Consider the following 9,141-nt stretch of genomic DNA (forward strand, 5'->3'; position numbering starts at 1 on the left):
TTGTATCCCCCTTATTTTTTTTTGTCATATTTGCCTACTAAAATTATACTCTAACTAACATTGTATCGATAATATTTTAGAAAAACTTTCACAAAACAGTTTACAAATTAAGCCATTAGTCATATACTTAATTATATAAGTAATTAACCAACTAAGTAAGGAGGCTAAGATAATGGTATTTGATTTTAATGAAGACTCTCCCATATATCTTCAGATAGCAAATGCAATTGAAGATGGAATTCTAAATGGAATTTATGAAGAAGAAAGTCAAATCCCTTCAACTACTGAAATATCGGTGACCTACAAGATAAATCCGGCAACAGTTGCAAAGGGATTTAATATTTTAGTAAATGATGGAATTATATATAAAAAAAGAGGTGTAGGAATGTTTGTTAGTAAAGGAGCTGTGGGAAAATTGAGAAATAGTAGAAAGAGTAAGTTCTTTGATAATTATATTTCTAGTTTAATAGATGAAGCTAAAAGACTTGGTATTACAGTAGACGAGATTGTAGATATGATAAAGGGGGGGCAAAGGTAATGAGTAATATAGAAATCAAAAATATAAAAAAGTCCTATGGAAGTAAAATTGCCTTAGATAATGTTTCTTTAACAATAGAACAAGGTAAAATATATGGATTATTAGGCTGTAATGGAGCTGGTAAAACAACCCTTTTAAATACTATTACTAATAGAACCTTTTTAGATAATGGTGAAATTCTTATTAATGGAGAAAATGTTCATGAGAATGATAAGGTACTTTCAACGGTTTATTATATGACTGAAAGAAACCTAATTCCAGAGGATATGAAGGTTAAAAACATTTTTAAATGGACTAATGAATTTTATCCAAAATTTAATATAGAATATGCAAACAAGTTAAGTGATAAATTCAAACTAAATACAAATAAAAAACTTAAAGAATTATCCACAGGATATAAATCTATTTGCAAAATAATTCTTTGCTTATCATCGGGGGCAGATTTTCTATTCTTTGATGAACCAGTACTAGGTTTAGATGCAAAGCATAGAGATATGTTTTATAAGGAATTGTTAATCTTATATACAGAAAAAGAGAATACCATAATTTTATCCACTCACATTATTGAAGAAATTTCACATTTACTAGAAAAAGTAATTATTTTAAATGATGGTAAGATAATTAAGGATGAAACCGTTGAAGATCTCCTTAATAGTGCGTATGCGGTTTCTGGTAAGAAGGATGCTGTTGATAAATACAGTGTAGATAAAAATGTAATTGCAGTAGAAATATTGGGTGGCTTTAAAAAGGTTACAATTTCACAGAAGAAGACTAAAAAAGATATGGAATATATAAAAGAGTTAGACCTTGAAATTAACAAGGTAGAGCTTCAATCATTATTTGTAAAGTTAACAGATATGGAGGTAAATATAAATGGATAAGAGTTTAAAAGTATTTAAGTTTCAGTTAAAGGAATCTATAAAACCAACTATGACTTTTTATGGAATATTTCTATTTGTAATGTTAACCCTTGTCTATTTAAGTAAAAATACTAATGGATCAGTATCCTCCTCTGGAATAGAGCTATCAACAGCAATTTTTCTATTTGTTTGTGGATTAAATTCATTTAAATCTCAATTCTACTTTGCTCAAGGAAATAATATTTCTAGAAAGAGCTTTCTTAAAGGTACAGTGCTATATGGATTAGTTTTCTCAGGAATTCTTCCTGTAATTGATATCATAATAAATAGATCTTTTAATTTAGTAATTCCTTGCCCAATGAATTATGACATGATATATGGATCAATTAGAACTATGAGTTTTACCCAAGGAATGTCTTCCTTCGTTGTTGATAATAGCATCCAAACTTTAATGGGAACCTATTTGTTTACTACAGCTGCTTATGTTTTTGTATTCATGTTAGGTCTTGTAATAACAATGTTGATGTTTAAATTAAATAAAATTGGAAAGTTAATATTCTGGGGGTCCTCTGCAGTTTTATTCATATACACTAATTCAGTTTCTTTAATTCCAAATAGCTTCTGGGTATTTGTTCAAAATGCATTTGGATGGAACACTAGAAATCCCTATGCAGGTGTATCGTCATTAATTCTACTAAGCATTGTTCTCGTATTAGGCCAATATTTATTAATTAGACGAACTGAAGCTAATAAGAACTAGTGATATACGTAATCTCCTTATAAAACGTTGCCAAACAAAAATCCTAATTGAATTTATTGCTTTCAATTAGGATTTTTAAATATATTTATTAAATTCTTATCCACCTATCATCAAAGCATTTCTCCACAAATTCCTGTTTGGATAAATACGCCCTTAACGTATCCCTTGTATACTCTACATTGTATCTTTCATTTTTGTTATTGGCTAATGATGGATATCCTGTTCCCCTTTGTAAATAATCTGAGGTAGAAACCCTATATATCTTTTCATCCTTCATATCTCCATCTGCAAGAGTGACTCTTATTATCTCTTTACCATTGTGCTCTATAATAGCTCCTGATACATGAAGTCTTCCTACATACTTCCCTCTAAAACCTGAACCTTTACCATCCATCATACATACTTCAGCTTTAAGGGATTCCTTCAATGCTTCCTTTATATATTTTCCTTTAATCTCCATATAAGTTGGATTAAGTGGAGATGGACTTATTTCTAAAATCTTTTTATTGGAAATTTCACCTTTTCTTATTCCACCATTTATAATTCCGCTATTTATTATACTCAAATCACAATCTACCAAGTGTTTTAACCCATCAGCAAGTAAATTTGTTATAGGATTTTCCTCCACCACATCATGCCATATATGTCTATCTATTTCATAAAGTGGACTACTAAGATTTTCAATGGCTATCTCCCGTTCAATGCTTAGTTGCTTTATAATTTCTTCATCAAAATCCATATTATCAATGTTTACATTCTCACCGCTAAAGTTTTTTATTTCATTTCCTTCAAATTCAACATCAAGTATTCCTAAATGTGTTCCATAACAACCTGATTGATGAACTATAGTATTATTTACTTTTTCTGCACTTTCCATAAGAATATGACTATGTCCATTTACTATAATATCTATGCCCTTCATAGTATCACAGAAATCTTTATCCTCTCTCATTCCAGCATGACTTAAAAGTATAGATATATCATATTTACCTTTATTAGTCTCAAGTTCTTTCTTAATCTCTTCCTTTTGATTTGAAGCATATAGATTATTTAATTCAAAAAAGTTATTATAAGCTGGTGTCATACCAAATATTAAAAATCTAATTCCACCCCTGGTAATTATTATGCTTCTCTTAATGCCTTCAATATTTTCACCACCATATTTATATAGATTACTTGAAAGAAAAGGCACTGAAGTTGAATTTATCATTTCTTCAAGAATATCTATCCCTGCAAATCCCTCATTATTTCCAATAGTAATTGCATCATAGCCAGCCTTTGCTAAAAGTCTTCCTCCAGCTTGTCCATTGGTGCCTTGAAGTTCAATTCTCATGAAGTCATTAAAATCACCAGCATCTAAAATTAAAGTGTTTTCATCCTTTAATTCATTTATTTTACTAACTATCTTTGCAAAATTTTCAAATCTACTATGAATATCATTTGTATGCAATATCCTAATTCTCATTTTATCCTTACCCCTTGCTCAATTAATTTTTATTTCAAAATACCAAAATGAAAAATTTTCATTTATATATAAATCTATTATTTATTCTTCAATAAACAAAGGTACTAATTCAAATTTGTTGCAATCCACTAATCCACGATTAGTTAATCTAAGCTCTGGAAGACATGCAAGTGGAATAAGTGCCATGGTCATAAATGGTGATTCTATATTACACCCTATTTTTTTCCATGCACTATCTAACTTCTCTACCATGTCAGCCATTTCTTTAGCTGGCTTATTATTCATTAGTCCTGCAATTGGTAATGGTACTACACCTAATACTTCTCCATTTTGTACAGCAACCATACCGCCACCACAAGCAATTAGTGTATTAGCTGCTAGAGCCATATCCTCGTCATTTGTACCTATAACTAACAGATTATGTGCATCATGAGCTACTGTAGAGGCCATTGCCCCATTTGTAATTCCAAATCCTTTTACAAATCCATATCCTGCTGTTCCCGTTTCATGATGTCTTTCAAACACTACAGCCTTTAGTACATCCTGATTTGTATCCCCCATAACTTGTCCATTTTCTACTTTAAGTTCAATATGACGTTCATAGGAGCCTACCTTTACTGGAATAATTTCAATAACACGAGCCATTACCTTTTCTTTATTTGGAGTAGTAATTTGGAAAGATTCTGGTGTAATTTTTCCTTTAACATGCATTGAATTCATTGCTGCTTCTGGGTACTCATAATGTTCAATAGATGTAGTAAGTATTCCATCCTCTGCAACTACATTACCATCTACTATAACCTTTGTAACCTTTATATTTTCTAAATTCTCTAAGAATACAATATCAGCACATTTACCTGGTGTAATTGAACCCATGTCATGATCCATTTGGAAACATTGTGCACAGTTAATAGTCACCATTTGAATTGCAGTAACCGGGTCTATACCTTCTTCTATACCACGTCTTATAATATGATCTAAATGTCCATCCTTAAGTAAGGTATGTGGATGAGTATCATCAGATATTAAAATAGCAAATCTACTATCAATAGTATTTTGTGTTATAGATTTACTAACTTCTTTTAAATCATGCCATGCTGAACCCTCCCTAAGCATTGCATACATACCAAGTCGCATTTTAGCAAGTGCATCTTCAGCTCTTGTTGATTCATGACAACATCTTACCCCCGAAGCAATATATGCATTCAATCCTTTACCTGTTTCTGGCAAAGAATAATGTCCAGTTACTGTATTATGTGCCTTCAATGTTTCTCCTACAACACCATGAGCATGGTCTGTTGAGAATAGAATTCCTGGAAAATTCATCATTTCTCCAAGACCAACCACTTCATCCCACTCCATAGTCTTTGCAACATCTTCTGGTCCAATTGAAGCACCTGTATCTTCAAATCCTGGAACAGCAGGTACACATGAAGGTGTTGTAACCATGTTTTTTAGTGGAGTTCTTTTGCCGTCTTCTATCATATATTTTACTCCATCTAAACCAAGAACATTACAAATTTCATGTGGATCCATGTAAATACCAACTGTACCGTGTGGCACAACTGAACGAGCATATTCACTAACACTAAGCATAGAAGATTCTACATGAATATGTCCATCTAAGAATCCCGGAGCAATATATTGTTCCTTAGCATCAATAACCTGTGTTTTTTCACCAATGCAATGCTTAGCATCTCCTACTAGTGCAATTCTTCCACAACTAATTGCTACGTCTATGTTAGGTAATATCTCTTTAGTACAAACATTTATTAGTTTTGCATTTGTTATTACAATATCTGCACTCTGAAACCCTTGTGCCACAGCAGATAAAGTTTTGCTTACTTCCCAAAGAGGCTTTACATTAAATTTATTATACATAACTCATCCCACCTTTTATTTTTTTACATTATAACCTATATTTATTCTTATTTAACTATATGTTAAAAACTTAGCTAAAAGTAATGTATCTTTATACTTATCATTAATTTTTATATTTCTATTCTTTCTTCCCTCCACGATAAAACCAAATTTTTTATAAAGTCCAATTGCAGGTATATTTTCTTCAAAAACTTCTAGTTCAATTTTTTCAACGCCATTTTCTTTTGACCATTCTATCACATTTTTTATTAATAGACTTCCTATTTTTAAACCACTATATGCTTTTAAAATTGTTATTCCAAATGTGGAGACATGGACTGTCTTAATAGAACTACCCTTTTGTAAAGTAGTAGAACCCACTATTTTACCGTCTATTTCTGCAACTAAAAATAATGATGTTTTTTTGATGTATTCCACTTCTTGTTCTACTGTTAAGTTAAATTCTTCAGGTTCTTTAGGAAAGAACTCAACTTCTCCCATCACATTTTTTACCAACAATAGAATTTCATTAGCATCTTCTATTTTTGCTTCTCTAATTAATAATTCATGACCATTTTTTATCTTCATCATAAAACTCCCTCTCTTTTTACACTTCTTCACTACATAAAACCATTATATACCACACTAAAGAAATTGTTTAGAATATTTAATTAATTATGTTATAATATTCTTTAGAAAGAATTTCTACTAGTAAAAACCGGGTAAAATTATTTATGTTTGTTGAGGTAAGAATTATGAGTAAAATTTATATAATTGGTATAGTAGCAAGTGGAAAAACTACACTTGCCAAGAAACTATCAAGAGAACTTAGCATTCCATACTATGAATTAGATTGTATAATTCATCATAAAACTAATACAGAAAGATATAAACGAACTCCAAAAGAACAAGTAGAAGTTATTAATGATATTGATAGCAATGGAGATTGGATTATTGAGGGTACATATCGTGAGAGTTGCCATTGTCTATTCAATATGGCAGATAAAATAATTTTTCTTGATACACCACTTTGGAAGCGAAGATATCGTATTTTATTACGTTATATCAAGCAACAACTTTTAATTGAAAAATGCCATTACAAATCTAATTTAAAAATGTTAAAAAAAATGTATAAGTGGACTAGAGAGTTTGAAAACAATAGAGCTAAATTTGAAAAAATGCTACACCAATATTCAAATAAATTAATTACTGTAAAAAATGTAAAGGAAATATTTGTAGACTCTATATTTAGCTTATTCACAACATAATTTATTAATTAATCTATAAAACTCCTCAATATTTGTTCCATCAGTTGCTGAAACTTCAATTATCTTTGCCGAAGGATTAAGAGATTTAATGTCCTTATAAAATAATTTTAAACTGAAATCCGTATATGGTAAAAGATCAATTTTATTTAACACAACCACATCTGTGGTTTGAAACATCAATGGGTATTTTAATGGCTTATCATTACCCTCAGTTACACTTATAACAGCAACACGATAGTCTTCCCCAATTTTAAATTCCGATGTACACACTAAATTCCCAATGTTATCAATAAAAAGTATTCTTTCATCCTTAAGCCCTAAAAGTTCAATAGCTTCTTCAATCATATGAGCCTCAAGATGACAAGCACCCTTAGTATTTAATTGAATGGTCTTTACTCCTAGCTTTTCTATTCTTTCAGCATCCTTTGCAGTATATAAATCACCTTCAATTACTGCTATTTCTTCCCTAGATTTGATCATACCAATGAAAGCCTCTAAAAGAGTGGTCTTTCCCGCCCCCGGAGATCCTAAAAGGTTAATTGTTTTAATATGAGATTTATTGAGTTTTTCTTTTACTCTATTTGATATCTCATCATTCTTCTTATATATATCTGTTTTTACATCAATTGTTTTCATCACTAATCTCCTTCTATTGATTTTACAGAGGTTTCATACCCCGTTGATACTATTTCGCTAACTAAGTTACACCTTGGACAAATTTTATCCGTAAATGTTATAGGAAAAGTTATATCACATCCCTTACAATATCCAGTGGCTGGAACTCTTTCAATATTTAGACTAGCTCCTTCAATTATGGTGTTTTCAATAATTATTTCAAAAGCGAATTGTAACTGTTCCTCTTGAATACAAGAGAATTCCCCCAATTCTAAAATCACCTTGAAAACCTTAAATATATAATTTTCCTTACAAGCTAATAATACAATGTCACAAATTTCTGTAGCTACAGATGCTTCATGCATAACTCTTACTCCTTAACTCATATTTAATAAGAATATGATTATAGTCTACTCAGAGCATTTCCCATCCTACACATGGACCAATGAAAAGTTGTCATCTTTATTTCATCACATAAATCCCAAAGATTACCAAGCATCCTAACTTCCACATTACGCAGAAATATTTCTGAAAATAAATCTGAAATTTCAATCTTATTAATGGGTAATTGTGTCTTCTCACTCACATAGTATCCCGCTACTTCATCCTGTAAATAGAAATCAGACACATCAAATTCATAAAGATATAGTGTAGTATTCTTCATAACATTAAACCATTTGTTTTCAATTGCTATAACATGACTACAATCTTTAGATGATATATATTTTTGAATATCGCAAAGTTGTGTATTCTTTCCAACATGGTAAGTAACTCTTGGACAATCTCTTGGGGTTAGAAAATTAGTAAGACAAGCTTCATTTATAGCCCAAACTAATCCAACATTTCTATTCAAATCTGTTCTTGACGGTTGACGTGGATGAAATATTTCTATATCTTTTTCTTCACTCACATGAAATAAACGCACTCTAATTACCTCCACTATATAGTAATCTGCTACAAAAAATATATTTTTATAATTATTTTCGCAAATTATACTTTAATTCTATTTTATTAATTTCCTCATGGTTAATATTTTTATTTGATACATATCTTTTTCCCTTATGATTCCTATATATGATTATTTCTTCATACCCATAACTAAAAGATGCTACCTCACTATCATCAATATATAGTCTTGCCGAAAGAGCATATCCAGTTCTTTTGCCTTGATAAAAATTTTTTCTAATTCTAGTTTCTTTAAAGCTTTTTAAGAACTCATCAATAGTATCTTTATCCGTAATTTCTACGATTTTTCCATAGGTTCCTGAACTCATAAGTATCTTATTAACCTTTGCTATATCTACATCTATTACGCTTTGGAACTCTCTTTTTACTACAAACGGATACAAAACAACTCCACATATAACTAAAACCAAAGCTATTAATATAATAATCTTTTTTTTCATGCTATCCCTCCATTTCATTTTAAATCTATATTAACTTTTTTTTCATCATTTCTCCTCCTTTTATTAAAGCGTGATAATATAATATTTTTGTAGCTAATTAACTACTTATATCAAGTGTAAAATATATACATTGAAATAACAAGATATTTTTGTTATGCAACCTTACCCACATTATATGTAGTTTCTATTCGTCAGACCAAAGTTTTGCCGCCGGCTTCCTTCAGATTCCACGTCACCATGGACACTCTTGTCTTAAGCTATTCACTTGGTACTATTAACCTGTGCTTGGGACTTTCACCCGTTAGATTGCACCCGAGGACACTGAAAAAGTCCTTTATATGAGCATTAAAGAAAAAGTATTATAAACAC

Annotated in this window: 11 protein-coding genes; 4 read left to right on the forward strand and 7 right to left on the reverse strand. The window is 30.4% G+C overall.

The annotated features are described in order from the left end of the window. Positions 1–172: 172 nt before the first annotated feature. From RSD37_RS16145 to RSD37_RS16155, 3 genes are read left to right on the forward strand one after another with little or no spacing between them, the layout of a single operon-like run. A complete protein-coding gene (locus RSD37_RS16145; protein ID WP_346947762.1) occupies positions 173–538 on the forward strand; it encodes a GntR family transcriptional regulator in 366 nt (121 codons plus the stop codon). Then, positions 538–1,419: an ABC transporter ATP-binding protein gene (locus RSD37_RS16150; protein ID WP_346947763.1), complete on the forward strand. Its 882-nt coding sequence runs from the start codon at positions 538–540 to the stop codon at positions 1,417–1,419. Before RSD37_RS16145 ends, RSD37_RS16150 begins: the two co-directional genes overlap by 1 nt. Beyond that, complete coding sequence (locus RSD37_RS16155) at positions 1,412–2,158, forward strand: hypothetical protein (RefSeq protein WP_346947764.1); 747 nt, start codon at positions 1,412–1,414, stop codon at positions 2,156–2,158. Before RSD37_RS16150 ends, RSD37_RS16155 begins: the two co-directional genes overlap by 8 nt. An 88-nt stretch (positions 2,159–2,246) precedes the next feature. On the opposite strand, the gene RSD37_RS16160 is transcribed toward RSD37_RS16155, so the two are convergent. From RSD37_RS16160 to RSD37_RS16170, 3 genes are all read right to left on the reverse strand, one after another. Continuing rightward, on the reverse strand, positions 2,247–3,623 hold the full coding sequence (locus tag RSD37_RS16160) for a bifunctional UDP-sugar hydrolase/5'-nucleotidase (RefSeq protein ID WP_346947765.1): 1,377 nt from the start codon (positions 3,621–3,623) through the stop codon (positions 2,247–2,249). An 81-nt stretch (positions 3,624–3,704) separates the two neighbouring features. Further along, on the reverse strand, positions 3,705–5,504 hold the full coding sequence (ade, locus tag RSD37_RS16165) for an adenine deaminase (RefSeq protein ID WP_346947766.1): 1,800 nt from the start codon (positions 5,502–5,504) through the stop codon (positions 3,705–3,707). A 51-nt stretch (positions 5,505–5,555) separates the two neighbouring features. After that, the gene (locus RSD37_RS16170; RefSeq protein ID WP_346947767.1) at positions 5,556–6,074 is read right to left on the reverse strand and encodes a GNAT family N-acetyltransferase; all 519 of its coding nucleotides are present in this window, start codon (positions 6,072–6,074) and stop codon (positions 5,556–5,558) included. Positions 6,075–6,238: 164 nt separating this feature from the next. Here RSD37_RS16170 and RSD37_RS16175 point away from each other — a divergent pair, with 164 nt between their 5' ends. Then, positions 6,239–6,751, forward strand: coding sequence for a hypothetical protein (locus RSD37_RS16175; RefSeq protein WP_346947768.1), 513 nt, complete (start codon positions 6,239–6,241; stop codon positions 6,749–6,751). Here the strand turns inward: RSD37_RS16175 and hypB are convergent. From hypB to RSD37_RS16195, 4 genes are read right to left on the reverse strand one after another with little or no spacing between them, the layout of a single operon-like run. After that, the gene (gene hypB / locus RSD37_RS16180) at positions 6,737–7,387 is read right to left on the reverse strand and encodes a hydrogenase nickel incorporation protein HypB (protein ID WP_346947769.1); all 651 of its coding nucleotides are present in this window, start codon (positions 7,385–7,387) and stop codon (positions 6,737–6,739) included. The two genes, RSD37_RS16175 and hypB, sit on opposite strands and share 15 nt — an antisense overlap. A gap of 2 nt (positions 7,388–7,389) precedes the next feature. Next, positions 7,390–7,731 carry a hydrogenase maturation nickel metallochaperone HypA gene (gene hypA, locus RSD37_RS16185; RefSeq protein ID WP_346947770.1) on the reverse strand — a complete coding sequence of 114 codons (342 nt, stop codon included), beginning with the start codon at positions 7,729–7,731 and terminating at the stop codon, positions 7,390–7,392. 38 nt (positions 7,732–7,769) lie between these two features. Continuing rightward, a complete protein-coding gene (locus tag RSD37_RS16190; RefSeq protein WP_346947771.1) occupies positions 7,770–8,291 on the reverse strand; it encodes a DUF6886 family protein in 522 nt (173 codons plus the stop codon). A 52-nt stretch (positions 8,292–8,343) separates the two neighbouring features. Next, positions 8,344–8,772, reverse strand: coding sequence for a hypothetical protein (locus tag RSD37_RS16195; RefSeq protein ID WP_346947772.1), 429 nt, complete (start codon positions 8,770–8,772; stop codon positions 8,344–8,346). Positions 8,773–9,141: the final 369 nt, after the last annotated feature.

This window comes from Clostridium sp. (genome assembly GCF_036646415.1).
In the GTDB taxonomy this organism is placed as follows: domain Bacteria; phylum Bacillota; class Clostridia; order Clostridiales; family Clostridiaceae; genus Clostridium_J.